Raw genomic sequence first — 23,730 nt, 5'->3', positions numbered from 1 at the left:
ATGTTCACACGCAAAACCGCCACAGCACCCGATATCGACCAAAAGGCGAAAGAGGCCTATTTCACCGCCTCCCAAGGCCAGTTGATCTTTGCCCGTTTCAAATCCAACCGCACCGCGATGATTGCGGCCTGGGCCTTGATCCTCATGATCTTGATGGGCCTGTTTGCGCCCTTCCTGTCGCCCTATGACCCGACAATCGCAGGCCGCAATGACCAATATGAAAACGGCGCACCGCAGATGCCGAAGATGTGGGATGAGAACGGGTTTTCGTGGCGCCCCTTCATCTATGCAACGGAACGAGAGCGGTCCATGGCCACGAATTTCCGCTGGGTGGTGAAGGAAAACCGCGACAAGCGGCTTTATATGCAGTTCTTTGTGCGCGATTGGGACTATGCGATTTTCGGGGTGGATTTTACCGCCTTTGGCAAACAGGTCGATCTGGCGCTGATACGGTCAAACCTGCATCTTTTCGGGATAGAAGGGGGCAAGATTCACCTGTTCGGCACCGATGCCAGCGGCAAGGATATCTTCAGCCGCACATTGCACGCGATCTGGACATCGCTGGCGGTGGGCACGCTGGGGGTGGTGATCTCTTTCGTGCTGGCGCTGATAATCGGCGGGGTTGCGGGCTATTTCGGCGGCTGGATTGACAGCGTCTTGCAGATGATCACAGACGCCATCCGAACCGTGCCCTCGATCCCGCTGTTTATGGCGCTGGCGGCGTTCATGCCCGACACATGGTCATCGGAAACGCGGTTCTTTTTCATCTCTATCATCCTTGGGCTGATCGGCTGGCCCACGCTGGCGCGCCGCATCCGCACCCATCTGCTGACCGAACGCACGCAGGAATATGTGCTGGCGGCGGAATTGTGCGGCGCCTCCAGCAGCCATATTATCCGGCGGCATCTGCTGCCCAGTTTCACCAGCTATATCATCGTCGATCTGATGATCTCTTTCCCCTATATGGTGCGGTCGGAAACCGCGCTGTCCTTTATCGGGCTGGGGTTGAAAGACCCGGTGAACAGCCTTGGCGCGATGATGCAGAACGTCTCCAAGGCGGATGTCTTGCTGAATTACCAATGGTATTTCATCCCCGTTTTCTTCTTCATCGCGCTGGTTCTGGCCTTCGTTTTTGTGGGCGATGGCTTGCGCGACGCCGCAGACCCCTATTCGGATAACAAGAAATGAGCCTGCTGATAGACGTTCAAAACCTGACCCTGAAGTTCCGCACCGATGAGGGGCTGATCACCGCTGTCGATGATGTCAGCTTCACGATTGATCGGGGCGAGGTGATGGGGCTGGTGGGGGAATCCGGTTCCGGCAAATCGGTGACGGCCAAGGCCTTGATGCATCTGAACGCCCGGAACGCGGTTTATAGCCCCGAAAGCAAGATCATCCTGCACACGGAAAAAGGCCCGGTAAATGTGCTGGCCCTGCGCAACGCGCGTGAATTGAAGGTGGTGCGCGGCGGCGCGATTTCCATGATCTTTCAGGAACCTATGGCCAGTTTTGCCCCGGCCATCACCATCGGTGACCAGATGGTCGAGCAGTTGCAGATCCACAATGACATGACAAAGGCGCGGGCCAAGGAAATCTCCATCGAGATGCTGGACCGGGTCGGCATTTCGGACCCGTCAAAGCGGTTCGATCAATATGCGTTCGAACTGTCGGGCGGGATGCGGCAACGCGCGATGATCGCGATGGCCCTGTCGACCAAGCCAAGCCTTTTGATCGCGGATGAACCCACAACCGCGCTGGATGTGACGATTCAGGCGCAGGTGATTGATTTGATGAAGGATCTGGTGGCCGAATTTCATATGGGCATCATCTTTATCACGCATGATCTGGGCGTGATCGCGCAAACCGCCGATAAGGTTGCCGTGATGTATCTGGGCAAGTTGATCGAACAGGGCCCCGTGCGCGCCGTGATCCGCCAGCCCAAGCATCCCTATACCCAAGGGCTGCTGGCGGCCTTGCCAAAGCTTGATGATCTGGACGCGCCGCTGACCCCGGTGGCCGGTGATATCCCCTCACCGCTAGAGCGGCCTTCGGGTTGTGTCTTTCACACCCGCTGCCCGCAGGTCATTGGGGATATTTGCAAAACCGCCCTGCCGCAAAGCATCCCGGTGGGCCCGACCCATAGCGCCGCATGCCACCTTTACGCGACGGAGACAGCGACATGAGCGATAAACCCCTGATTTCCGCAAGGGGCCTGTCGGTCGGGTTCAAGGTCGGCTCCAGCATCTTCAACAAATCCATTTTGAAGGCGGTGGATAATGTCAGCCTTGATATCGAACGCGGGTCGTTCTTTGGGCTGGTGGGGGAATCCGGGTCGGGCAAGACCACGCTGGGCCGCGCGTTCCTCAAGGCGGTGCCGATCACGGGGGGCTGGGCGCGCTATGCCGATGATGAGGTGGACCTTGATATCGGCACGCTCAGCGGCCCCGCGCTGACCGATTACCGCAAGCGCGCGCAACTGATCTTTCAAGACCCTTACGCCGCCCTGTCGCCGCGCATGACCGTGCGTGACATCATCGCAGAACCGCTGGAGGTGATGGGCCTGACCAAAACGCGTGAGGAAACCGATGCCCGCGTGCGCGAGATTGCGGCGAAATGCCGGTTGAATCTGGAACATCTGCGCCGCTTTCCGCATGCGTTTTCGGGCGGGCAGCGGCAACGCATTTCGATTGCCCGCGCGCTGGTGTCGCGCCCCAATTTCATTGTGGCCGACGAATCCGTGGCGGCGCTGGATGTGTCTATTCAGGCCGATGTGCTGAACCTGTTGAAAGATATTCAGCGTGATATGGGGCTGACCTTCCTGTTCATCAGCCATGATCTTTCTGTGGTGGCCCATACTTGCGACCATCTGGCGGTGATGTATCTGGGCCGCTTGGTGGAAACCGCGCCGACCCGCCAACTGTTCAAGGCCCCGCGCCACCCCTATACCAAGGCGCTGTTTTCCGCGATCCCGTCGCTGGACCCGGATGATCGGCGCGGCGGGCAAAAGCTGACGGGCGAAATTCCATCCCCCACCAATCAGCCCCCCGGCTGCAAATTCCACACCCGCTGCCCGATGGTGATTGACCGTTGCCGGGTCGAAGAACCCAGCCTTGAAAACCCCGGCGATGGGCATGCCGTGTCCTGCCACCGCTGGCGAGAGTTGTTGGAGAAGCCTTGAACAGCGCGGCTTACGCCGTTCAAGGCCGTTCTGGAACGGCCTGTCAGGCCAAATGCGTTTTGAAATGGGCCACGGTGCGATCCCATGACAGTTTGGCCATCGCTTCATCATAGCGGGGCGTGCTGTCATTGTGGAAACCGTGGTTGGCCCCTTCATAGATATAGGCCTCGTAGGTTTTGCCATTGGCCTTGAGCGCCGCTTCAAACTCTGGCCAACCGGCGTTCACCCGCTCGTCCAACGCGCCGTAATGGATCAGCAACGGGGCCTGAATACGGGGCACATCCGCGGCAGCAGGTTGGCGACCGTAATAGGGCACCGAGGCTTTGAGTTCGGGGTAGGCAACGGCTGCCGCATTCGCAACGCCACCGCCATAGCAGAACCCGGTGATTCCCACATTTCCGGTTGATCCATCATGCGCCATCATGAACTCAACGGCGGCGAAAAAGTCGTTCATCAGCTTTTCGGGGTCCACCTTCTGTTGCAACTCGCGGCCCTCTGCATCATTGCCCGGATAGCCGCCGACTGATGTCAGCCCATCCGGTGCAAGCGCCATAAACCCGGCTTTTGCCAACCTGCGCGCCACGTCCTCGATATAGGGATTGAGCCCACGGTTTTCATGCACCACGACCACGGCAGGCAGTTTGCCGGTGGCCGCAGCCGGGCGCACCAGATAGCCGCGCACCTCGCCATGGCCGGCAGGGGAGGGGTAGGTGATATATTCGGCGATGATATCTGGGTCGTTGAACGAAACTTGCTGGGCCATCGCATAATCCGGCGACATCAGCCCCAGAAGCGTCGACGCTGTCATCCCCGCCACCGCAAATTTCGCGGCCCGATCCAGAAACTGGCGCTTGGTGATCATGCCATGCGCGTAAAAATCGTAAAGTTCCAGAAGTTTGGGGTCAAAGTCCTTTGCAGTCAGCCTTGGCATCTTAACACCTCCATTCATGCGTAAGAACGAAAGGCTAAGCCAGTTTTGCCCGCTTTCAAAAGGATAGCGGTTCACGATGTCGTGTTGGGGGCTGTGCTTGTCGGCGCGGTCTGTGGCTGACCGGAAATGAACCTTGGGGACGTTTCAATCGCCCAATGGCGCCCTGCCCGGAATTTGGCCTCCGGGCAGGGCAAGCAGTGCTTAGAAGCCTGCCTTGATCTTTTCAAACTCTTCCAGCATCCGGTCGCGCATCGCGGGGTCGATCGGGGTTTGGGCAAGCAAGGTGGTATCAATCGGGCTGACATCGGCTGCAACCAGATCTTCGGCCGGAATTTCCGCCATCGCGACGTCATTGGTATGGGCATAGCCAAAGCCATCCAGCAGACCACGGGCGGAGCGGTGATCCAGCCAGGAGTTGATGAAATCATAGGCCTTGTCTTCGGAGCCGGGGGCATCCTTGAAGTTCACATAGCCGCAGAACCAGCTTGCCGCCCCTTCTGCCGCCTGACGCTGAAAGCCCACGGGGAAGCCTTCTTCGCGCATCAGCGCGATGGAGTCGTTCCACGACCACGCTACTTGCACCTGACCGCCCGCCATCAGCTGCGACAGTTCGGACGGGTCGGCCCAATAGGCGACCACGTTTTCATGGGCCGTGCGCAGCCATGCGGCGGCGGCCTGAAACTGCTCTTCGGTCACATTGGTCCAATCGGAAACGCCAGTGGCGAGCAGGGCCAGCGACCAGACATCATCGGTATTGTCGGGCAGCGAGATGCGGCCTGCATATTTCGGGTTGTGGAAGACAGCGAGGCTTGCCACGTCTTCGGCCGGAACATCGGTCGTGTTCCATGCAATCGCGGTATAGGCGTAATCGGTCGGGATATACCAAACGCCGGTATCATCCTTGAAAATGCTGGACTTCAGGAAGCGCGGCGAGATTTCGCCAAAGTTCGGGATACGGCTGACATCCCACGGCTCGATCAGCCCGGCGTCGCGGTATTTCGACACCATCTGAGAGCAAGGATGCGCCACATCGGCCTTGAAACCCGAGGCAACCTTTTGGAAGGCCTCATCGTCATCGCCAAAGAAGGCATAGGTCGGGATATCGCCGTGCTTTTCCTTATAGGCTGTAAGCAGGTTTTCATCTTCAAAACCGGCCCAGTCGAACACGATCAATTCAGGGTCGGCGGCATAGGCTGCGGTGACGGGCAGGGCAAAGGCCAAAGCGGCGCCAAGCATCAGTTTATTCTTGGTTTTCATGTGTTTTTCCTCATCTGTTGGACAGGGCAGGCGGAGTGGATCGCCGCTGCTGACCCAAGAAAGCTAGGGGTTTGTGCCGCGCGGCTCAAGGGGGAAAAGCGCGATAAATCGCGCGGGGGGCGCGCGGGGTTCCCTACGGGCGCTTCGGGCTTGCGGCGGGCGGAGGCGTGGCTAAGGTCAGGGCAGAGCAATCGGGATGGGGGAAGACGGCGATGGCCTTGGACGTTGATTTTGTGCGCAGCCAGTTTCCGGCGTTCAAAAGTGAAGCGCTTGCGGGGCAGGCGTTTTTTGAGAATGCGGGCGGGTCTTATACCTGTGGGCAGGTGATTGACCGGCTGACGCGGTTTTACACCCATCGCAAGGTGCAACCCTATGCGCCTTACGAAGCGTCGCAACTGGCCGGGGCCGAGATGGACGAGGCGCGCAGCCGCCTCGCCGCGCTGATGGGGGTAGAGGGGGATGAGGTTTCCTTTGGGCCATCGACCAGCGCCAATACATTCGTGCTTGCGCAGGCCGTGCGGCGGCTGATCACAGCGCAGGGCGGGGCCGTGGTGGTGACCAATCAGGACCACGAGGCCAATTCCGGCGTCTGGCGGCGGCTGGCCGAAGACGGGGTAGAGGTGCGGGAATGGGCGCTTGACCCGCAGACCGGGCATCTGAACCCCAAGGATCTGCAAAGCCTGCTGGCCGATGGAAGCGTGCGGATGGTGTGTTTTCCGCATTGCTCGAATGTGGTGGCCGAGATCAACCCGGTGGCCGAGATTTGTGCCATGGCGCGGGCGGCGGGGGCGTTTACCTGTGTTGATGGCGTCAGCTATGCGCCGCATGGTCTGCCTGATGTGGCGGGGCTTGGGGCCGATATCTATCTGTTTTCGGCGTATAAAACCTATGGGCCGCATCAGGGGATCATGGTGATCCGTCGTGGCGTGGGGGCGGCGCTGCCGGCGCAATGCCATTATTTCAATGCGGGGGTTTTGTATAAACGCTTTACCCCCGCCGGGCCGGACCATGCCCAGATTGCCGCTTGTGCGGGGATGGCCGACTATATTGATGCGCTTTATGATCATCATTTTCCGGGGCAGGCGGCGGGCCCTGCGGCGCGCAACAGGGCGGTGCATGATCTGATGCGCGGCCATGAGGTTGCGCTGTTGCAGCCCCTGCTGGACCATCTGGCCGCCCGCAACGATCTGCGGTTGCTTGGCCCGCGCGATGCGGCGCGGCGGGCGCCGACGGTGGCGCTGGCGCTGGACCGCGCGGCGGCGCCGGTGGCGGCAGAGCTGGCCGCGCATGGGATCATGGCGGGAGGTGGTGATTTCTATGCTGTGCGCGCCTTGCAAGCGATGGGGGTCGACCCCGACCAAGGCGTGCTGCGGCTGAGCTTTGTGCACTATACATCGGAGGCGGAAATTGCGCGTTTGATCAAAGCCTTGGACGCAGTTCTTTAAGCGCGGCAGGGGGGCTTCACGCCCCCCACGTCCCTTTGCGGGGCAAAGGAACGTCCCCCCGTGGGATATTTTTGAATAGATGAGATTGGGCAGAGTGATCCATCTTTGGGGGGGACGCGTAACACCTGTGCAAAACAAGAATGGGGCCATATGCCTGAGACGCCTTTGATCCTTTGGGTCCGCCGTGATTTGCGGCTTTCGGACAACCCGATGTTGAGCCAAGCGGCGCAATCCGGGCGGTCAGTGATCCCGGTGTTCATCCTCGATCCTGAGACGGAAGCCATTGGGGCGGCGGCAAAATGGCGTTTGGGCCTTGGGCTTGCGGCTTTTGCCAAGGCTTTGGAGGCGATTGGCAGCCGGTTGATCTTTCGGCGCGGAGAGGCGCTTTCGGTGTTGCGCGGGTTGGTGAAAGAGACCGGCGCCGGGGCGGTGCATTGGGCGCGGCTCTATGACCCGGAGGCGATTGCGCGCGACAAGGTGGTCAAGGCAGCCTTGCGGGCGGACGGGGTCGAGGCAGTTAGCCATGCCGGGCATCTGTTGTTCGAGCCGATGTCGGTGCAGACCGGGCAGGGCGGGTATTACAAGGTGTATTCGCCGTTCTGGCGGGCGGTGAAGGGCTTGGACGTGGCGGCCCCTGCACCTGCGCCGAAGCGGTTGGCCGCGCCGACAAGCTGGCCTGACAGCGCGCAACTGGACGATTGGCAGATGGCGCGCGCGATGCGGCGCGGGGCTTCGGTTGTCTTGCCCCATCAGGGCATTGGCGAGGCGGTTGCACAAGAGCGTCTGTCGCAGTTTCTGGACGGGCCGGTGGAGCGATACAAAGAGGCGCGGGATTTTCCGGCGCAAGAGGCAACCTCGCGCTTGTCCGAGAACCTGACCTATGGCGAGATCGGGCCGCGCATGGTGTGGCATGGTGGGATGCGCGCCATGCAGGAAGGCCGCGCCGGGGCGGAGCATTTTCTGAAAGAACTGGTCTGGCGCGAATTTGCCTATCACCTGATCTACCACACGCCCCATATCGCCACGCGGAACTGGCGCGCGGAATGGGACAGTTTTGCCTGGCGCGATGACAATGAGGATGCCGAGCGTTGGCGGCGCGGGATGACGGGGGAACCTTTCGTCGATGCCGCCATGCGTGAGATGTATGTCACGGGCACCATGCATAACCGTGCGCGGATGATCGCCGCCTCTTACCTGACCAAACATTTGTTGACCGATTGGCGGGTGGGGCAGCGTTGGTTTGCCGAATGTCTGACCGATTGGGACCCGGCGGCCAATGCGATGGGCTGGCAATGGGCGGCAGGGTCTGGCCCCGATGCCGCGCTGTATTTCCGGGTGTTCAACCCCGAAACCCAAGCCGAGAAATTTGACCCCAAAGCCGCCTATCGCCATCGGTTCATCGCCGAACTGGCGCGCAAGCCGGGGCCAGAGGCGCTGAGCTATTTCGATGCGGTGCCGCGGTCTTGGGGGCTGTCGGCGCAGGCGCGCTATCCTGCGCGGATGGTCGATCTGGCTGCAGGGCGAAAAAGAGCACTGGATGCCTATGCCGCGCGAAACTCTGACGCGGATGCGACGTAACTAAAGGAATTGGCGGCGCTGCCGCGGGAAGAACTGGGGTAAAAGATGGACATTCTGACAACCACCGACGGGCAAAAGAACCTGCCGCGCTATTTTGCGCAGGTGTTCAGCCAGGCGCAGGGTCTGGGCCATGGCACGCTTGATCTTGTGCTGGATGACGGGCGGCGGTTTCGGGCAGAAGGTGCTGCGCCCGGCCCCCATGCTGTGCTGGAGGTGCATAACAAGGACCTGTTTGCCCGCTTGATCCGCGAAGGCGATATCGGCTTTTCCGATGCCTATCTGGAGGGCTGGTGGTCTACCCCCGATCTGCAAGCCTTCATGGATCTGGTGCATGCCGATAATGACGCGATTTATGACGGGTTCTATGGCATGGCTTTGGTGCGCATGTATGAACGCCTGCGCCATGTCTTGCGCTCCAACTCCAAGCGGCAGGCCAAGAAGAATATCTCGTATCACTATGATTTGGGGAATGATTTTTACAAGCTCTGGCTGGACGAGACGATGACCTATTCCTCTGCCCTGTTCACCACCGGGCAAGAGAGTCTGGAAAAAGCACAGGCGCAGAAATATGCCTCGATGGTGGATCAGATGGGGGTAAAGCCCGGTGATCATGTGCTGGAAATTGGCTGCGGCTGGGGTGGTTTTGCCGAATATGCCGCCAAGGAGCGCGGTTTGCGCGTGACGGGGTTGACGATTTCCAAGGCGCAATACGACTATGCTGTGGCACGGATGGCACAGGCCGGGTTGTCTGACCGGGTAGAGATCAAGTTGCAGGATTACCGCGATGAAACCGGGCTTTATGACGGCGTGGCAAGCATCGAGATGTTCGAGGCCGTAGGCGAGAAATACTGGCCCGTCTATTTCAACGCGTTGCGGGATCGGTTGAAGCCTGGCGGGCATGCCACCTTGCAGATCATCACCTTGCAGGAAAAACGCTTTAAGGTATATCGAAAAGGTGTTGATTTCATTCAGAAACACATCTTTCCGGGTGGCATGCTTCCCAGCCCCAGCGTGCTGCGGGCCGAGGTGGTGAAGGCGGGGCTGCATATCAAAGGCTCGGTCGAGTTTGGCAAAAGCTACAGCGACACGCTGCGGCGCTGGCATGAGGTGTTCAATGCCCGTTGGGAAGATGTGGCCCGGCTTGGGTTTGATGATCGCTTCCGGCGGATGTGGAATTACTATCTGACCTCTTGCGCTGGGGCCTTTCACGGCGGAAACTGCGATGTAACGCAGATCACCGTCACGAAGCCGCTGCAGGGGGCGTGACGGGCCAAACCGCAGGGGCCCGATGCCAACGATTTCCAGATTGATCGCCGCCGTGTTCTTTGGGGCCACGGCATTTCTGACCGCGGAAGCTTTCAAGCTGCGCATGCCTGAAGGCACGCAATTCGGCCAGTTCACCCTGATTTGTGCGGTGATCGGGCTGATATCGGGCTGGATGGTGATGGGGTCGTTGACGGGCAAAGGCTATCGCGCCTCGGCGGGCTTTGGGGTGCGCACATCTGTGACGTTCACGGCTTGGTCGGTGTTGGTCTGTTGCATCATTCTGATGGTGCGCAAAGCGTTCAAAAAGCGCTATGACAGCCCGATGGAGGCGATTGTCGATATTTTTGCGCTTGCCTTGGAAAACGGGTTGCGCCTGTTGACGCCCGAATTGCTAAGCCTGTTGTTTGTCGGTGGTATTCTGGGCGGTCTTTGCGCGGAATGGGCCAAGAAGCGCTGGGATTGATCGGTATGGCAACGCTGTTTGTTTACGGGACGCTGTGCCACGTGCCGCTGCTCGCGGTTGTTTTGGGGCGCGTGCCGGATGTGGCACCTGCGTCTTTGGCGGATCACGCGGTGTATTGGGCGCAGGGGCATGATTTCCCGCTGATTCAGCCCGAGGCAGGCGCGCAGGCCGAAGGGCTGTTGTTGCGTGATCTGTCGGCCACGGATATGGCGCGGCTGGACCATTACGAAGGGCCGTTCGGTTATCACACCCAAAAGCTGACCGTCAGCGCGGCGGGGGGGCAGGAACAGGCGTTGGTGTATTTTCCCAATCCCGGCCTTTGGCAGCCCGGCGCGCGCTGGAACCTTGCCGATTGGGCAGGGGTCTGGGGCCCGACGATCGTGGCCACTGCAGGGGATGTGATGGCGGTTTTTCCGCAGCAGATTGCCCCGCAGCGCTGGCAGCCGATGCTGGTGCGTGGCTCCAGCAGGGTGCGGGCGGCGGAACCGGGGCCAACAGAAACACGGCGCAGTGCCACGCCCGGTGATGTCACGCAGCACGCGCGACACCAAGCCTATGCCGCGTTCTTTGCGGTTGAGGAGTATTCCCTGTCTTTCCAGCGGTTTGACGGCACGCGCAGCCCATTGGTCAAGCGGGCGGCCTTTGTCTCGGGTGATGCGGTGACGGTGCTGCCCTATGATCCGGTCCGCGACCGTGTCTTGATTGTGGAACAGTTCCGCACGGGGCCCTACGCGCGCGGCGATGTGCAGCCCTGGCAGTTGGAAGCGATTGCAGGCCGGATTGACCCGGCCGAGACGCCCGAGCAAGCGGCGCGGCGCGAAGCGGTGGAGGAAGCGGGCCTGACCTTGGGCGCGATGATCCCCATCGGCGCCTATTACCCGTCACCGGGGGCCAAGACGGAATATCTGTATTCCTACGTTGCGTTGACCGATTTGCCCGATGGCGCGGCCATTCTTGGCGGCGAGGCGTCGGAGGCGGAAGATATCAAGGGCCATCTGATGACATTTGACGCCTTCGAGGCCTTGGTGCAGCGTGGCGAGGCGACGACTGCGCCCTTGCTTCTTAGCTATTACTGGTTGGCCCGGGAACGTGCGCGTTTGCAGGCGGAAGCCGGGGCGGTTGTCACAGAACCTTGACCCCAGCGCAGTTGATTTGATGCAGCCTGCGCGCGGGGAATGCTTGAGTTTCTGCGCGCCTGCCCCTACACCAAGGGCAACAGAATAAAGGAATATCGGATGCGCATTTATAGCGATCTGGCAGATGCCATTGGCAAGACCCCCTTGATCCGGCTGAACAAAGCCTCGGAGGCGACGGGCTGTGAAATTCTGGGCAAGGCGGAGTTTCTGAACCCCGGCCAGTCGGTCAAGGACCGCGCAGCCCTGTTCATCATCAAGGATGCGATTGCCAAGGGGCAGTTGCGCCCCGGTGGCACCATTGTCGAAGGCACGGCGGGCAATACCGGCATCGGGCTGGCGCTGGTCGGGGCCTCGATGGGGTTTCGCACCGTCATTGTCATTCCTGAAACGCAAAGTCAGGAAAAGAAGGATATGCTGCGGCTTGCCGGGGCGGAACTGGTGCAGGTTCCCGCGGCACCTTATAAGAATCCGAACAATTATGTGCGCTATTCTGGCCGTCTGGCCGAAAAACTTGCACAAACCGAACCAAATGGCGCGATCTGGGCCAATCAGTTTGACAACACGGCCAACCGGCAGGCCCATGTGGAAACCACCGGTCCCGAGGTTTGGGAACAAACCGGCGGCAAGGTAGATGGGTTTATCTGCGCCGTGGGGTCGGGGGGCACTTTGGCGGGCATGGCACTGGCGTTGCAGCCCAAAGGCGTCAAGATCGGATTGGCAGACCCGGAAGGGGCGGCGCTGCATTCCTTCTATACCACCGGCAAGATGGAAAGCCCCGGTTCCTCGATCACCGAAGGTATTGGGCAGGGGCGCATTACCGCCAACCTTGAAGGGTTGAAGCCTGATTACAGCTACCGCATCCCGGATGCCGAGGCACTGCCGATTGTCTTTGATCTGCTTGCCGAAGAAGGGCTGTGCCTTGGCGGGTCGTCGGGTATCAATATTGCGGGGGCCATGCGGATGGCGCGCGATATGGGGCCGGGCAAGACCATCGTCACGATCCTGTGCGATTATGGCACGCGCTACCAGTCCAAGCTGTTCAACCCGGAATTCCTGCATTCCAAGGGTCTTCCGGTGCCAGATTGGCTGGACAAGCCGGGCCGCGCCCTGCCGACCGTGTTCGAAGAATGACGCAGACCGCCTTTCGGCATATCCGCCTCGTTCTGGCGTTGCTGCTGGCCTTGCTTTGGGTCGGGCTTGGCAGCGCCGCATTTGCGCAATCCAACTTTTCCAATGGTGCGACGCCCGAAGCGGCGGCGACCGAGCAGCCCTTGGACTACAAGGCATGGGAAAAGCTGGCCGACACCGCCGATGAGCTGATCTCGGAGCCGGGCTCCTCGGAAGTGCGGCTGGAAACCCTGCGCAGCGAAATCGCTGATTGGCGCGCGCGGTTTCTGGCGGCGCAAGGCACCAATTCGGCGCGGCTGACAACGGTGCGCGCGCAGATTGATGCCCTGGGGGCTGCACCCACCGATGGCAGTGCTGAAGCGCCGGATATTGCTGCGCGGCGTGCGGCGTTGAACGAACAGCTTGCCGTGTTGCAAGCCCCCGCCATCGCAGCGGTAGAGGCCTATAGCCGCGCCGATGGGTTGATCGCCGAGATCGACTCATTGTTGCGGGAACGCCAGACCGAGGCATTGTTGCAGCTTTGGCCCTCGCCGATCAACCCGGCGAATTGGCCTGTTGCGGTGTCGGCGCTGTTCAACTCCGCCAAAGCCCTGACCGAGGAATCGCTGCGCAACTGGCAGAACCAAAGCAAACGCGACGCTTTGCTGGACACGCTGCCCCCCATTCTGGCGCTGTTGCTGTTTGCCGCATTCACCATTCTGCGGGGGCGGTTCCTGATCGAAGCCTTTGCCGTGCAATTGCAAGACCGGGGCCGCAGCAGCGCGCGGGAGCTTTGGGCTTTCATCGCCTCGCTGGGGCAGGTCATTGTGCCGACGCTGGGTATGGTGGCCTTTTCCACCGCGATCATCCTGTCGGGCATGCCCGGCCCCTTGGGCGAGGTGGTTGCGGCTGAACTGGTCTATATCGGCCTGATCATCTTTGTTGCGCGTTGGTTGGGATCGTGCAGCTTTCCGGCGGCGGCGAGTGCGCCGACCCATCTGCGGATGCGCATCGGCTCGCGCGCAAAGGCGCGGCGGCTGTCACAGGCGCTGGGCATCGCGCTGGCGCTGGAGGTGTTGCGCAACGCCTTGCTGCCTGAAACCGAATTGTCCGAGGCGGCCAATGCCGTGCTGGCGTTTCCGACCATTCTGATCGCCAGTTTCTTTCTGTTCCGTTTGGGCAAGCTGCTGCTGAAAAGCGCCAATGAAGACGCCCCCGAGGATGCCCCCAACACCTTTGCCTCGCGCATTATCGGGCTTTTGTCCCGCGGGATCGTGGTGGTGGCGGTTGTTGGCCCGCTTCTGGCGGCGGCGGGTTATGTGCGGGCAGGGCAGGGGATTGTGTTTCCGGCTGTTGCCTCGCTGGGGCTGGTAGGCCTGCTGTTCATTCTGCAAAACCTTGTCGGCTCCATCTATGCCGTGATCATCCGCAATGATGAGCGGGGGCGCGATGCGCTGGTGCCGGTGCTGATTGGCTTTTTCCTCACCTTCGCGTCAACGCCCTTTTTCGCGTTGATCTGGGGCGCGCGGATTTCTGATCTGACCGAGGTGATGACCAAGCTGCGCGATGGCTTCCAGATCGGGGCCACACGTATTTCGCCCACCGATTTCATCTTGCTGGCGGTTGTCTTCGGCTTCGGCTTTCTGGCCACCCGTTTGCTGCAAGGCGCGCTGAAAACCACCGTGCTGCCAAAGACCACATTGGACCAAGGCGGGCAGAATGCCATCGTTGCGGGCGTCGGCTATGTCGGGATTTTCCTTGCCGGGCTGATCTCGATTAACGCGGCTGGTCTTGATCTGTCGGGCCTTGCCATTGTGGCCGGGGCGCTGTCTGTGGGTATCGGTTTTGGCCTGCAAAACATCGTGTCGAACTTCGTGGCCGGTATCATCCTGCTGATCGAACGTCCGATTTCCGAAGGCGACTGGATCGAGGTGAATGGCGTCATGGGCACCGTGCGCGGGATTTCCGTGCGCTCCACCCGTATTCAGACCTTTGACCGCACCGATGTGATCGTGCCGAACTCTGATTTCGTGTCGGGCATGGTGACGAACTGGACGCGGTTCAACCTGTCGGGACGGCTGATCGTCAAGGTCGGCGTGGCCTATGGCAGCGATACGCGCAAGGTCGAAAAGATCCTGCAAGAGATCGCCGAGGCACAGCCGCTGGCCGTGCTGAACCCGCCGCCGACTGTGGTTTTGGTGAATTTTGGTGCGGACAGTCTGGATTTTGAAATCCGGGTAATCCTGCGCGATGTCAATTTCTCTTTGGCCGTGCGGTCCGAGATCAACCACGAAATCGCCCGTCGCTTTGCCGAGGAAGGTATCGAAATTCCCTTCGGTCAGCGTGACATCTGGATACGCAACCCCGAAGCGCTGGAGAAAATGCTGGCCGCAAAGGAACCCGCGCGCGCCATCGGTGAGCCTGTCGCCCTGATGGAACCCGCCGCTGAGACGCCCAAGGCCAAAGCCCCAAGGAAGCCGAAATGACCGAGCTACTGTTCCGCGAGGATGCCTATCTGACCGAGGCAGAGGCGGTGGTTCTGGGCCATAGCCCGGAAGGTGCCATCATCCTCGACCGGTCGCTGTTTTATCCCACCGGGGGCGGCCAGCCGGGTGACAGCGGCCATTTGATCTGGGGCCGCAACAAGCTTGCCATCGCCACAGCGGTGAAGCTGGAGGCAGGGCAGGTGGGCCTGTTGCCCGCAGAGCCGGCAGAGATCCCGGCCGTTGGAACCCCCGTGCGGCAGGTGTTGGACTGGTCGCGCCGCCACCGTCATATGCGTGTGCATACCGCGCTGCATCTGCTGTCGGTTGTCATCCCTTTGCCCGTCACCGGTGGGCAGATCGGGGTTGAAAGGGGGCGGCTTGATTTCGCGATGCCAGAGCCGCCGCAGGATTTACAGGCCGTGGAAACGGCGCTCAACCGTCTGATTGATCGCGATTTTCCGGTCACGGACAGTTGGATCTCCGATGCGGAATTGCAGGCCAATCCGGGGATCGTGAAAACCATGTCGGTGATGCCGCCGATGGGGCATGGGCGCGTGCGACTGGTCCGGATCGGGACCGAGGCGCAGCAGGTCGATCTGCAACCCTGCGGCGGCACCCATGTCGCCCGCACCGCCGAAATCGGTCGCGTCGCCCTTGGCAAGATCGAAAACAAGGGCCGCCAGAACCGCCGCGTGACCCTGAGCCTGGTGGATTAAGGCCGCGGTGCAAGAGAATGGTGAAATTCTCTCTGCCCCCCCTTGTCACCACCCTTGAATGCAGGCTAAAGACCCCACAACGGAGCGGTGGCCGAGTGGTCGAAGGCGCACGCCTGGAAAGTGTGTAGGCGGGGAACCGTCTCGAGGGTTCGAATCCCTCTCGCTCCGCCATTTATTCCAATCTCATTTTTAGCAATTACTTTGGCTGTTTAGGCCCGTATCTGTCCCCCATCACATTTTTGCTGAGGCGCTAAATCTGGGGTGAGTCGTCTGACTTTTCTCCTACAATTTGGCCGCGCGTGGATAATGCTTCGCCGACCGGTCCTGATTTGAAGTCGCCGAGGTTAGACCCTCCCTCCTGCTACGCCAAATTCTCTGAATTGTGGAAACTGAAAAAGGCATTCCTTTCCGGTCCCTCTTGGCAATCCCACAAGGAAAACCTTCCCGTCATGGCCCTTGTCGCACATCTGGCGCACCTTTTTCATGGGGTTGGCGGACGTAGCCAATGATATCCCGCCCGAGTGGATCGTGTTTCAGGCCGCCTCATCCCGCTGCAGGGCCGCTAGCTTTCGGGTGTGGCATGTGGGGGCGACTTCACGCAGGGGGTAACCGCCTGCCTTTGCCGCAGTGCCGCGCCCATGCGTAGCAAGGGGCGGACGCAAATCACGGGTTGCAGACCAAACAAATAGTCACACGATTTGATTTGTGGGGGGGAGCAGAAGTGGCAGTCCGTAGGGGAATCGAACCCCTCTTCTCAGGTTGAAAACCTGATGTCCTAACCGATAGACGAACGGACCGCGCTTTCTGTGAGGGGGGTTTTACTGAGACTGGCCGAGGGGTGCAAGAGAAAAAAAGCAGTTTTGCGCAAAAAATTTTTGCATTTAAAAACACGGGTTTTCAGGCCCTTGCTGCATCTTCCAAGCGCAATTGCACCTTGGTGCGGCCACCAAAGCTGTTCAGTTCCAAACGCCCCGCCAGATGGAAACGGGCATGGCCACCGCTTTCCAGCAAGGGGCCAAGCGGGCCATCAAAAGCGCCAAAAGCGATTCCTTCGATCTTTTGGCCCATGCCATCGCCGAAGCTGATCCGCAGGTGGTTTTCGCCGACGCGGCGGGCCGTTACCTGTTGGTTGGCAAAGGCAAAGCGCGGGGCAGAGCTGCCTGCCCCAAAGGGGCCTGCGGCCTCGATCTGTTCGATCAGGGCAGGGGTGGCGGCGGAAGGCATCAAGAGCCCGTCCAGCCGCAAATCGGCAGGGCCGCCCGCGCCTGCGCCTTGGCGTTCCAGCAATTCGGCCAGCCGGGCCATGGCGGCGGGAATCTGGTCTTCATCCACGGTCAGGCCTGCGGCCATCTTGTGCCCGCCGCCGCGCAGCAGCAGCCCTTCGGCGGCGACACGGTGAATCGCCGCGCCAAGGTCAACCCCCGGCACCGACCGGCCAGAGCCTTTGCCGATACCATCTTCCACCCCGATCACCACGGCGGGGCGCCCGGTTGCCTCTTTCAGCCGGGCCGCAACGATGCCGACAACGCCGGGATGCCAGCCAGCCCCCGCTGCCCAGACCAAGGGGCCCTCCAGCCCGCGCTCTTCGGCTTGGGCGAGGGCGGCGGCGCGCACGGCAGCCTCGATATCGCGGCGCTCGGTGTTGAGCATGTCCAGCCGTTCGGCCAGTGCTGCGGCCTCTGCGGCATCCTCGGTCGCCAGAAGCCGCGCGCCAAGGTCGGCGGCCCCGATGCGCCCCCCCGCGTTGACGCGCGGCCCCAGCAGAAAGCCCAAAGCATAGGTGTTGGGGGCCTGATCCATTCGCGCCACATCGGCCAGTGCGCGCAAGCCGATGCGTTCGCGCCGCGCCATCACCTTCAGCCCTTGGCGCACCAGCGCCCGGTTGACGCCGATCAGCGGGGCCACATCGGCCACAGTGGCCAGCGCCACCAGATCGAGCATCGCCATCAGGTCCGGCCCCGTCACGCCTTCGGCGCGCAACTGTCGGTTCGCCTCTACCAGCATCAAAAACACCACGGACGCCGCGCAAAGATGCGCCAGCGCGCCATCCTCATCCTGCCGGTTCGGGTTCACAACCGCATGGGCAGGGGGCAGGGTTTCCGCGCCAAGGTGGTGATCCAGCACCACCACATCGGCGGCTTTGGCCGCGGCAATCGGTTCATGGCTCAGCGTGCCGCAATCGACGCAGATAATCAGATCATGGTCGCGGGCCAAGCCTTCCATCGCGGGCACATTGGGGCCGTAACCTTCGTCGATGCGGTCAGGGATATAGAGCGTGGCGCTATGGCCCATGGCACGCAACCAGACCATAAGCAGCGCCGCCGAGGCCCCGCCATCGACATCGTAATCGGCAAAGATTGCAATGCGTTGCCGCGATTTCAGGGCGGCGAGAAAGCGCTTGGTGGCCTTGTCCATATCGCGCAGGGTCAGCGGATCGGGCAGAAGGTCGCGCAGGGAAGGGGCCATGTAGGAGGGCACATCCTCGGGCGTGACACCGCGCTTGACCAGCGTCACACAAAGCGGCAGCGGCAATCTGGTGATTTGCGCCATCGCCTCGGCCAGGCGCAGGCTTTCGGCATCCGGGCCAACCCAACGGCGGCCCGTGGCAGAGGAGTCAACATTCAGGAAAGCGGCGGGTATCATGTGCCAGCAGTGCCAAGAAATCGGGTCCGGCGCAATGGCCTATGTCCAACCGGTGCCGATGTGGCCCGCGGCGGGATCAGGTATTTTTGCCAAGATGAAGCCCGGGGCCGCGCAATCAGATGTGACACGACCCCGGAGCATTGGTGGCGTTATTTCACCGGGCTGCGATAGGTCATGCGGCGCACAGAGCCGGTTTTGGACCGCATCAGCAAGGTTTCGGTGGTGACCCAACCCGGTTCGGATTTGATGCCCGAGAGGATGGAGCCTTCGGTGACCCCGGTGGCGGCAAAGATCACATCGGCAGTGACCATTTCGTCGCGGGTGTAGATGCGGTTCAGATCGGTGATCCCGGCCTTGGCGGCGCGGCCACGTTCGTCATCGTTGCGGAACAGCAAACGGCCATACATTTGCCCGCCCATGCATTTGAGCGCGGACGCGGCCAGCACGCCTTCGGGTGCGCCGCCAGAGCCCATATACATATCAATCCCGGTCACATCGGCCTCGGCGCAATGGATCACACCGGCGACATCGCCATCGGTGATCAGCCGGATCGCGGCCCCGGTGGACCGGATTTGCGCGATCATGTCTTCGTGGCGCGGGCGTTCCAGCACGCAGACGGTGATATCGGCGGCAGAGCAGCCCTTGGCCTTTGCCAGCGCCTGCACCCGTTCGGCAGGCGACATATCCAGCGTGACCGTATCAACCGCATAGCCGGGGCCGATGGCCAGTTTGTCCATATAGACATCGGGGGCGTGCAGCAGCGTGCCGCGCGGGGCCATGGCGATCACCGTCAGCGCGTTGGGCATATCTTTGGCGGTCAGCGTGGTGCCTTCCAGCGGGTCCAGCGCGATATCCACCGCCGGGCCTTTGCCGGTGCCGACCTCCTCGCCGATGAACAGCATCGGGGCTTCGTCCCGCTCGCCTTCGCCGATCACCACGACGCCTGCGATATCCAGCAGGTTCAACTGGTCGCGCATCGCATTGACGGCGGCTTGGTCTGCCGCCTTCTCATCTCCGCGCCCGATCAGCTTGGCCGAGGCCAATGCGGCAGCTTCGGAGACGCGGGCAAGACCCAATGAAAGCAAACGATCCTGAAATTCCTGCGCATCGGCCATGTTTTGATCCTCAAGTGGCTGTTTCCCTTCCCTTAGCGGGGGGGCGCGGGGGCGGCAATGATGTTGGCGCTAACGGCGCGCAGAAAGCTGGCCTTGGGCGGCTTTGTGCTGGCGGGTCAGCGTGGCTGCGCCCGGTCGGCGCGCAGCAGCATTTGCAGCAGCAGGGCGATCATCACCCCGTTCAGCAGATGCCACATGAAATGGCTGCCCATCGGCAGGCTGTCACACACCGCCATATCCAGCGTGCGAAACAGCAATGACAGCATGAAGGTGCCGGTCGCGGCCCAGATCCACGGCCACATCGGATGCGCGCGGCGGCGGCTGAGAACGGAGAACACCACAAGCGCGATCAGCGCGGGGGCATATTGTTCCGACCCGTTTAGGATGCCGGGGGCCGCAGCCTCTCCTTCACCGCTGGCCAGCATGGTCACCACCACAATCGCGGCCACGCCAAGGGCAATCGTCCCGATCTTGCCGGGTTTCACCCCCCCGATGCGATGCATGGAGACAAAGACGAACGCCGCCACGAAAGACCAGATCGGAATCGTATCGGCATATTCCGACCAGGTATTCGCAAAGGTGTGAAACAGGAAAGAGCCGACGCCGATCAGCCCGGCCATGCCGATCAAGGCCCAGATCACCGCATCCGCGCCGCGCTTGCGGGCCTCCAGCCCGGCCCAAAGGGCGGCGGCCAGAAAGGCAAGGTTGCTCAGCGCATTGACGGGTTCCGCCCAGAACCCCGGGCCGAGCCGTTCGCAGTAAATATCGACTGGGGCGAACCAATCCATTCAGACGTCTTCGATACGCAGGGCCACAGGGGCGCCCACCACAACACCGGTTGCGGCAAAGCGGGTCAAGGCATCATTCACATCGTCGCGCGTGGCCTTATGGGTCACGATCAACACCGGGGCATGGGCATCGGAATGTCCATATTGCCGCATCCGGTCGATGGAAATTCCAGCCTCACCCAAAGCCGTGGCGATCTTGGCCAAGGCACCGGGCTTATCCACAAGCGTCATGCGCAGATACCAGGCCGAGGCCGAGGCAACCGCCGCCGCAACGGGTTGGGCAAGCTGGGCTGCGGGCACACCAAACACCGGCACGCGAACGCCGCGCGCGATATCGACCACATCGCCCATCACCGCACTGGCGGTTGGCCCCATGCCTGCGCCCGCACCTCGCAGCACGATCTGGCCCACGCTATCGCCTTCCAGCACCACCATATTGGTGCCACCCGAAAGCTGGCCCAGCGGGCTTTCCATCGGCACGAGGCAAGGCGTCATTCGCTGTTCCAGCCCCCGCCCTGTCATCCGGGCCACGCCCAGCAGTTTGATCCGATACTCCATATCGGCGGCATGGCGGATATCGTCGATGGAAATCGCGCCGATGCCTTCCAGTTCCACCGCGTCAAAGGAGACTTGGGTGCCAAAGGCAATCGCGGCCAGCAAGGACAGCTTGTGCCCCGCATCAATCCCGCCCACATCCAGATTTGGGTCTGCCTCCAGATAGCCAAGCTGGCGCGCTTCCTCGAACACCTGATCATAGGGCAGGCCCGCATCCTCCATCCGGGTCAGGATATAGTTGCAGGTGCCGTTCATCACCCCCATGACGCGGCGCATCCCATTGGCGGCAAGCCCCTCGGTCAGCGCCTTGATCACCGGGATGCCACCGGCCACCGCCGCTTCAAAGCGGATCACCCGGCCTGCCGCCTCTGCTGACAGGGCAAGCGCGTGGCCGTGATGGGCCAGCAGCGCCTTGTTGGCCGTGACCACATCTTTTCCGGCGGCAAGCGCGGCTTCGGTGGCGTGGCGGGCCGGGCCTTCATGGCCGCCCATCACCTCGATGAACACATCGACATCATCGCGCTGCGCCAAGGCCACCGGGTCGGTTTCCCATGCAAAGCCGGACAAATCGGCATCGCGGTTCTTGGTTTTGTCGCGGGCGGAAACGGCGGTGATCACCACCTCGCGGCCCGCGCGGGCGGCGATCATCTGCGCATGTTTCTGCACAATCTGCACCACGCCAATCCCCACCGTTCCAAGACCGGCCAGACCTAAGCGCAAAGGGGCTGCCATAGTAATCTCCATCAGCAGGGGGGCATATCTGACGCGACTGTTAGCCTGTCACGCCTGCGCATGCAACGCGGCACGGCGGCAAAACCCATGGGCTGCCGGGAAAAACCTGCCGCGCGTCAGTTGAACTTTGACGGATAGGCCGCAATCGCTGCGGCAAGCCGCGCGCGTGTGGCGGGGCTGTGCACCGGGCCGCGCATTGCTGCTGCCCGCGCCCGCAGATTGGCCGCCCGCCCCGCCAGCGCATCCGATGCCGCCTGACTGGCGCGACCGGGACTTGCTTGCGCGATCAACCCTTCAATCGGGACAAGTTGCGGCGCGGGGCCGGTGCTGGCAAGCCGCGCCTGTGCTGCGTCCACCTCAGGGAAGGTTGCGCAAGCCGCCAACAGGGTCGTCATCGCAAAGGCAAACAGGGCAGGGCGCATTCTTGGGGCCTTCACGCAACTTCGAACCAGTGGGGCGACCTTATCGCCCTGCCTTCAAAGGGGCAAGCGCCGCAAAACCCAAAGGGCCAAGCGATCCTCTGCTTGAATTGAACGATCATTCAGATAGAAAACCCCCATGGCGCGCAAAACCGGCTCTCATTCCGAAATCACTGGCCCGCGTATTCGCGACGCGGCACTGCGGCTGTTTGCCCGCCACGGCTTTGCCGCCGTCTCCATGCGGCAGATCGCGGCTGAGGTGGGCGTGCAGGCGGGTGCGCTTTACCTCTATACGGCGGATAAACAGGCGCTGCTGTTCGATCTGATGCAGGACCACATGACCAACCTGCTGGCCGCGCTGGCCAGCCTGCCCCCAACCGACAGCCCCGCCGCCGCGCTGGATCAATTCGCCCGCTTTCACATCGGCTATCACCTTGATCGGCCCGAGGCGGTGTTCATCGCCTATATGGAATTGCGCAACCTCTCGCCCGAGAATTTTGCCACCATCGAATCCCTGCGCCGCCAATATGAAGACCGGTTGCAGGCGATTCTGCTGTCCGGGGTGCAATCGGGGGCCTTTACGCTGCCCGACCCCAAGATGGCGACACTGGCGCTGATTGCCATGCTGACCGGGGTGACAAACTGGTATCGCGAAGGCGGACGGCTTAGCCGGGGCGATGTGCAAACCCTTTACGCCGAGATGGCCTTGCGCGCCGTGGGCCGCCCGCAGGCCTAGCGCTGCATTTTACGCTCGCCTTTGGCGGGGATCGCCCTAGGTCGCCAAAGGATGAATGAAGGAGTGCTTTATGGCCCTGACCAGCCTGTTGATCTTTTTCGCGGCAACCTCGCTTGCCTTTCTGGTGGCGGATGCGCTGATGCTGGGCCTGTTTCTGGGCGCGGTGTTCCGCAGCCATCTGGGCGATGCGATGCTGGACACGGTGCGCATTCTGCCTGCGGTGGCGTTTTACCTGCTGTATATGGTCGGGCTGACCTATTTCGCAGGCCTGCCCGCGCTGCGCGATGGGGCGGCCAGCACGGCGCTGTTGAACGGGGCGGCCTTGGGCCTGCTGGCCTATGGCACATATGAGTTGACATCCTGGGCCGTGATGCGCGACTGGCACCCGCAAATGGTGCTGATTGATATGACATGGGGGGCTGTCATCAGCGGCGTTTGCGCCTATATTGGCGCGCGTGTTGCCCTTGCCTTTGCGGGGTGACGCAAAGGCCGCCTTGGCGGTTTGTCATGTATAATCAGCGCCTTGGCACCGCCCGCCCCGGCAAAGACAACAGGAACCCCCATGATCCTTTACGGAATTTCCACCTGCGACACCTGCAAGAAAGCCATGAAAGCCCTTGAGGCCGCAGGCCACGCGCCGCAGTTCCATGACGTGCGCGCAACCCCGCTGACCGAGGCTGAAATCCTTGAATTCGTGCGGGAATTTGGCGGCCAGATCATCAACCAGAAATCGACGACATGGCGCGGGGCCTCTGACTGGCTGAAAGCGTCAGAGCCGGACGAGCAGCTAAAACAGCAGCCCACCTTGATGAAACGCCCGGTGATCCGCAGCGATCAAGGCCTTACCTTTGGCTGGGATGAGGCGGTTCAGGCGAAATATCTGTAAGGGCGAGCGGCCCGTTTGGCGCGGGCCGCTGCAAACCCAAGACCTGTCAGAGCAGCCGCAAATCGCCGGCCGATTGCTTGCCATCACGGCCCGATTGCATCTCATAGCCGATTTTCTGGTTGTCGCTCAGCCCGGTCAATCCCGCGCGTTCTACTGCTGAAATATGGACAAACACGTCCTTCCCGCCGTCATCCGGCGCGATGAACCCATAGCCCTTGGTGCTGTTAAACCATTTTACGGTGCCGGTAGGCATGCCGCTTCTCCTTCATCAATCCACCCCCCGGCGACATGCC

The 23,730-nt window shown here is 61.4% G+C and carries 22 protein-coding genes and 2 tRNA genes; 15 read left to right on the top strand and 9 right to left on the bottom strand.

Annotated features, from left to right (window positions below; translation table 11 throughout):
• Genes EGN72_RS03930 through EGN72_RS03920 form a run of 3 tightly spaced genes read left to right on the top strand, consistent with a single transcriptional unit; the run spans position 1 to position 3,178 of the window.
• A complete protein-coding gene (locus EGN72_RS03930) occupies positions 1 to 1,188 on the top strand; it encodes an ABC transporter permease (protein ID WP_127045348.1) in 1,188 nt (395 codons plus the stop codon).
• Positions 1,185 to 2,183, top strand: coding sequence for an ABC transporter ATP-binding protein (locus EGN72_RS03925; protein ID WP_127045347.1), 999 nt, complete (start codon positions 1,185 to 1,187; stop codon positions 2,181 to 2,183). The genes EGN72_RS03930 and EGN72_RS03925 overlap by 4 nt, the downstream gene beginning before the upstream one ends.
• Positions 2,180 to 3,178 carry an ABC transporter ATP-binding protein gene (locus EGN72_RS03920; protein WP_127045346.1) on the top strand — a complete coding sequence of 333 codons (999 nt, stop codon included), beginning with the start codon at positions 2,180 to 2,182 and terminating at the stop codon, positions 3,176 to 3,178. The genes EGN72_RS03925 and EGN72_RS03920 overlap by 4 nt, the downstream gene beginning before the upstream one ends.
• 43 nt (positions 3,179 to 3,221) lie before the next feature.
• Here the strand turns inward: EGN72_RS03920 and yghX are convergent, their stop codons facing one another.
• Both yghX and EGN72_RS03910 read right to left on the bottom strand, forming a co-directional pair.
• Positions 3,222 to 4,109: a YghX family hydrolase gene (yghX, locus tag EGN72_RS03915; protein ID WP_127045345.1), complete on the bottom strand. Its 888-nt coding sequence runs from the start codon at positions 4,107 to 4,109 to the stop codon at positions 3,222 to 3,224.
• Between the two features lie 201 nt (positions 4,110 to 4,310).
• Positions 4,311 to 5,366, bottom strand: a complete 1,056-nt coding sequence (locus EGN72_RS03910; protein ID WP_127045344.1) for a PotD/PotF family extracellular solute-binding protein — start codon at positions 5,364 to 5,366, stop codon at positions 4,311 to 4,313.
• A gap of 212 nt (positions 5,367 to 5,578) precedes the next feature.
• Between EGN72_RS03910 and EGN72_RS03905 the strand changes: the two genes are divergently transcribed.
• From EGN72_RS03905 to EGN72_RS03865, 9 genes are all read left to right on the top strand, one after another.
• Positions 5,579 to 6,811 carry an aminotransferase class V-fold PLP-dependent enzyme gene (locus tag EGN72_RS03905; protein ID WP_127045343.1) on the top strand — a complete coding sequence of 411 codons (1,233 nt, stop codon included), beginning with the start codon at positions 5,579 to 5,581 and terminating at the stop codon, positions 6,809 to 6,811.
• A 150-nt stretch (positions 6,812 to 6,961) separates the two neighbouring features.
• On the top strand, positions 6,962 to 8,389 hold the full coding sequence (locus EGN72_RS03900; RefSeq protein WP_127045342.1) for a deoxyribodipyrimidine photo-lyase: 1,428 nt from the start codon (positions 6,962 to 6,964) through the stop codon (positions 8,387 to 8,389).
• Positions 8,390 to 8,434: 45 nt separating this feature from the next.
• Complete coding sequence (locus tag EGN72_RS03895; RefSeq protein WP_127045341.1) at positions 8,435 to 9,655, top strand: cyclopropane-fatty-acyl-phospholipid synthase family protein; 1,221 nt, start codon at positions 8,435 to 8,437, stop codon at positions 9,653 to 9,655.
• Between the two features lie 22 nt (positions 9,656 to 9,677).
• Positions 9,678 to 10,118 carry a TrgA family protein gene (locus EGN72_RS03890; protein ID WP_127045340.1) on the top strand — a complete coding sequence of 147 codons (441 nt, stop codon included), beginning with the start codon at positions 9,678 to 9,680 and terminating at the stop codon, positions 10,116 to 10,118.
• A 5-nt stretch (positions 10,119 to 10,123) separates the two neighbouring features.
• Positions 10,124 to 11,254, top strand: a complete 1,131-nt coding sequence (locus tag EGN72_RS03885; RefSeq protein WP_127045339.1) for a gamma-glutamylcyclotransferase — start codon at positions 10,124 to 10,126, stop codon at positions 11,252 to 11,254.
• 99 nt (positions 11,255 to 11,353) lie between these two features.
• Positions 11,354 to 12,385, top strand: coding sequence for a cysteine synthase A (locus EGN72_RS03880; RefSeq protein WP_127045338.1), 1,032 nt, complete (start codon positions 11,354 to 11,356; stop codon positions 12,383 to 12,385).
• The gene (locus tag EGN72_RS03875; RefSeq protein ID WP_127045337.1) at positions 12,382 to 14,847 is read left to right on the top strand and encodes a DUF3772 domain-containing protein; all 2,466 of its coding nucleotides are present in this window, start codon (positions 12,382 to 12,384) and stop codon (positions 14,845 to 14,847) included. The genes EGN72_RS03880 and EGN72_RS03875 overlap by 4 nt, the downstream gene beginning before the upstream one ends.
• Entirely contained in the window at positions 14,844 to 15,563 is a 720-nt protein-coding gene (locus EGN72_RS03870) for an alanyl-tRNA editing protein (RefSeq protein ID WP_127045336.1), read from the top strand. The genes EGN72_RS03875 and EGN72_RS03870 overlap by 4 nt, the downstream gene beginning before the upstream one ends.
• Before the next feature lie 81 nt (positions 15,564 to 15,644).
• Positions 15,645 to 15,734: transfer RNA gene (locus tag EGN72_RS03865), tRNA-Ser, on the top strand.
• A gap of 551 nt (positions 15,735 to 16,285) precedes the next feature.
• Here EGN72_RS03865 and EGN72_RS03860 read toward each other — a convergent pair.
• The 6 genes from EGN72_RS03860 to EGN72_RS03835 all read right to left on the bottom strand — a co-directional run bounded on the left by EGN72_RS03860 (position 16,286) and on the right by EGN72_RS03835 (position 21,818).
• A tRNA-Glu gene (locus EGN72_RS03860) sits at positions 16,286 to 16,360 on the bottom strand.
• Between the two features lie 100 nt (positions 16,361 to 16,460).
• Positions 16,461 to 18,206, bottom strand: coding sequence for a single-stranded-DNA-specific exonuclease RecJ (recJ, locus tag EGN72_RS03855; protein ID WP_127045335.1), 1,746 nt, complete (start codon positions 18,204 to 18,206; stop codon positions 16,461 to 16,463).
• A 149-nt stretch (positions 18,207 to 18,355) separates the two neighbouring features.
• A complete protein-coding gene (glpX, locus tag EGN72_RS03850; RefSeq protein ID WP_127045334.1) occupies positions 18,356 to 19,321 on the bottom strand; it encodes a class II fructose-bisphosphatase in 966 nt (321 codons plus the stop codon).
• Positions 19,322 to 19,437: 116 nt separating this feature from the next.
• Positions 19,438 to 20,109, bottom strand: a complete 672-nt coding sequence (locus tag EGN72_RS03845; protein WP_127045333.1) for a ceramidase domain-containing protein — start codon at positions 20,107 to 20,109, stop codon at positions 19,438 to 19,440.
• On the bottom strand, positions 20,110 to 21,396 hold the full coding sequence (locus EGN72_RS03840) for a homoserine dehydrogenase (protein WP_127045332.1): 1,287 nt from the start codon (positions 21,394 to 21,396) through the stop codon (positions 20,110 to 20,112).
• Positions 21,397 to 21,512: 116 nt separating this feature from the next.
• Complete coding sequence (locus EGN72_RS03835; RefSeq protein WP_127045331.1) at positions 21,513 to 21,818, bottom strand: hypothetical protein; 306 nt, start codon at positions 21,816 to 21,818, stop codon at positions 21,513 to 21,515.
• Positions 21,819 to 21,954: 136 nt separating this feature from the next.
• Between EGN72_RS03835 and EGN72_RS03830 the strand changes: the two genes are divergently transcribed.
• From EGN72_RS03830 to EGN72_RS03820, 3 genes are all read left to right on the top strand, one after another.
• Positions 21,955 to 22,551: a TetR/AcrR family transcriptional regulator gene (locus tag EGN72_RS03830; protein WP_127045330.1), complete on the top strand. Its 597-nt coding sequence runs from the start codon at positions 21,955 to 21,957 to the stop codon at positions 22,549 to 22,551.
• A 70-nt stretch (positions 22,552 to 22,621) separates the two neighbouring features.
• Complete coding sequence (locus EGN72_RS03825; protein ID WP_127045329.1) at positions 22,622 to 23,032, top strand: DUF2177 family protein; 411 nt, start codon at positions 22,622 to 22,624, stop codon at positions 23,030 to 23,032.
• Positions 23,033 to 23,113: 81 nt separating this feature from the next.
• Positions 23,114 to 23,437 carry an arsenate reductase family protein gene (locus EGN72_RS03820; RefSeq protein WP_127045328.1) on the top strand — a complete coding sequence of 108 codons (324 nt, stop codon included), beginning with the start codon at positions 23,114 to 23,116 and terminating at the stop codon, positions 23,435 to 23,437.
• Positions 23,438 to 23,483: 46 nt separating this feature from the next.
• Here EGN72_RS03820 and EGN72_RS03815 read toward each other — a convergent pair whose 3' ends face one another.
• Entirely contained in the window at positions 23,484 to 23,690 is a 207-nt protein-coding gene (locus EGN72_RS03815; RefSeq protein WP_127045327.1) for a cold-shock protein, read from the bottom strand.
• Positions 23,691 to 23,730: the final 40 nt, after the last annotated feature.

The sequence above is a fragment of the Pseudorhodobacter sp. E13 genome, assembly GCF_003991405.1.
Lineage (GTDB): Bacteria > Pseudomonadota > Alphaproteobacteria > Rhodobacterales > Rhodobacteraceae > Pseudorhodobacter.
The sequence above is the reverse complement of the archived record's forward strand: the minus strand, read 5'-3'. Positions and strand labels throughout refer to the sequence as shown.

Bases quoted from the DNA above. Each gene is read 5' to 3' on its own strand.
- EGN72_RS03930 (WP_127045348.1), top strand. From the start codon at position 1: ATGTTCACACGCAAAACCGCCACAGCACCCGATATCGACCAAAAGGCG.
- EGN72_RS03925 (WP_127045347.1), top strand. From the start codon at position 1,185: ATGAGCCTGCTGATAGACGTTCAAAACCTGACCCTGAAGTTCCGCACC.
- EGN72_RS03920 (WP_127045346.1), top strand. From the start codon at position 2,180: ATGAGCGATAAACCCCTGATTTCCGCAAGGGGCCTGTCGGTCGGGTTC.
- yghX (WP_127045345.1), bottom strand. From the start codon at position 4,109: ATGCCAAGGCTGACTGCAAAGGACTTTGACCCCAAACTTCTGGAACTT.
- EGN72_RS03910 (WP_127045344.1), bottom strand. From the start codon at position 5,366: ATGAAAACCAAGAATAAACTGATGCTTGGCGCCGCTTTGGCCTTTGCC.
- EGN72_RS03905 (WP_127045343.1), top strand. From the start codon at position 5,579: ATGGCCTTGGACGTTGATTTTGTGCGCAGCCAGTTTCCGGCGTTCAAA.
- EGN72_RS03900 (WP_127045342.1), top strand. From the start codon at position 6,962: ATGCCTGAGACGCCTTTGATCCTTTGGGTCCGCCGTGATTTGCGGCTT.
- EGN72_RS03895 (WP_127045341.1), top strand. From the start codon at position 8,435: ATGGACATTCTGACAACCACCGACGGGCAAAAGAACCTGCCGCGCTAT.
- EGN72_RS03890 (WP_127045340.1), top strand. From the start codon at position 9,678: ATGCCAACGATTTCCAGATTGATCGCCGCCGTGTTCTTTGGGGCCACG.
- EGN72_RS03885 (WP_127045339.1), top strand. From the start codon at position 10,124: ATGGCAACGCTGTTTGTTTACGGGACGCTGTGCCACGTGCCGCTGCTC.
- EGN72_RS03880 (WP_127045338.1), top strand. From the start codon at position 11,354: ATGCGCATTTATAGCGATCTGGCAGATGCCATTGGCAAGACCCCCTTG.
- EGN72_RS03875 (WP_127045337.1), top strand. From the start codon at position 12,382: ATGACGCAGACCGCCTTTCGGCATATCCGCCTCGTTCTGGCGTTGCTG.
- EGN72_RS03870 (WP_127045336.1), top strand. From the start codon at position 14,844: ATGACCGAGCTACTGTTCCGCGAGGATGCCTATCTGACCGAGGCAGAG.
- recJ (WP_127045335.1), bottom strand. From the start codon at position 18,206: ATGATACCCGCCGCTTTCCTGAATGTTGACTCCTCTGCCACGGGCCGC.
- glpX (WP_127045334.1), bottom strand. From the start codon at position 19,321: ATGGCCGATGCGCAGGAATTTCAGGATCGTTTGCTTTCATTGGGTCTT.
- EGN72_RS03845 (WP_127045333.1), bottom strand. From the start codon at position 20,109: ATGGATTGGTTCGCCCCAGTCGATATTTACTGCGAACGGCTCGGCCCG.
- EGN72_RS03840 (WP_127045332.1), bottom strand. From the start codon at position 21,396: ATGGCAGCCCCTTTGCGCTTAGGTCTGGCCGGTCTTGGAACGGTGGGG.
- EGN72_RS03835 (WP_127045331.1), bottom strand. From the start codon at position 21,818: ATGCGCCCTGCCCTGTTTGCCTTTGCGATGACGACCCTGTTGGCGGCT.
- EGN72_RS03830 (WP_127045330.1), top strand. From the start codon at position 21,955: ATGGCGCGCAAAACCGGCTCTCATTCCGAAATCACTGGCCCGCGTATT.
- EGN72_RS03825 (WP_127045329.1), top strand. From the start codon at position 22,622: ATGGCCCTGACCAGCCTGTTGATCTTTTTCGCGGCAACCTCGCTTGCC.
- EGN72_RS03820 (WP_127045328.1), top strand. From the start codon at position 23,114: ATGATCCTTTACGGAATTTCCACCTGCGACACCTGCAAGAAAGCCATG.
- EGN72_RS03815 (WP_127045327.1), bottom strand. From the start codon at position 23,690: ATGCCTACCGGCACCGTAAAATGGTTTAACAGCACCAAGGGCTATGGG.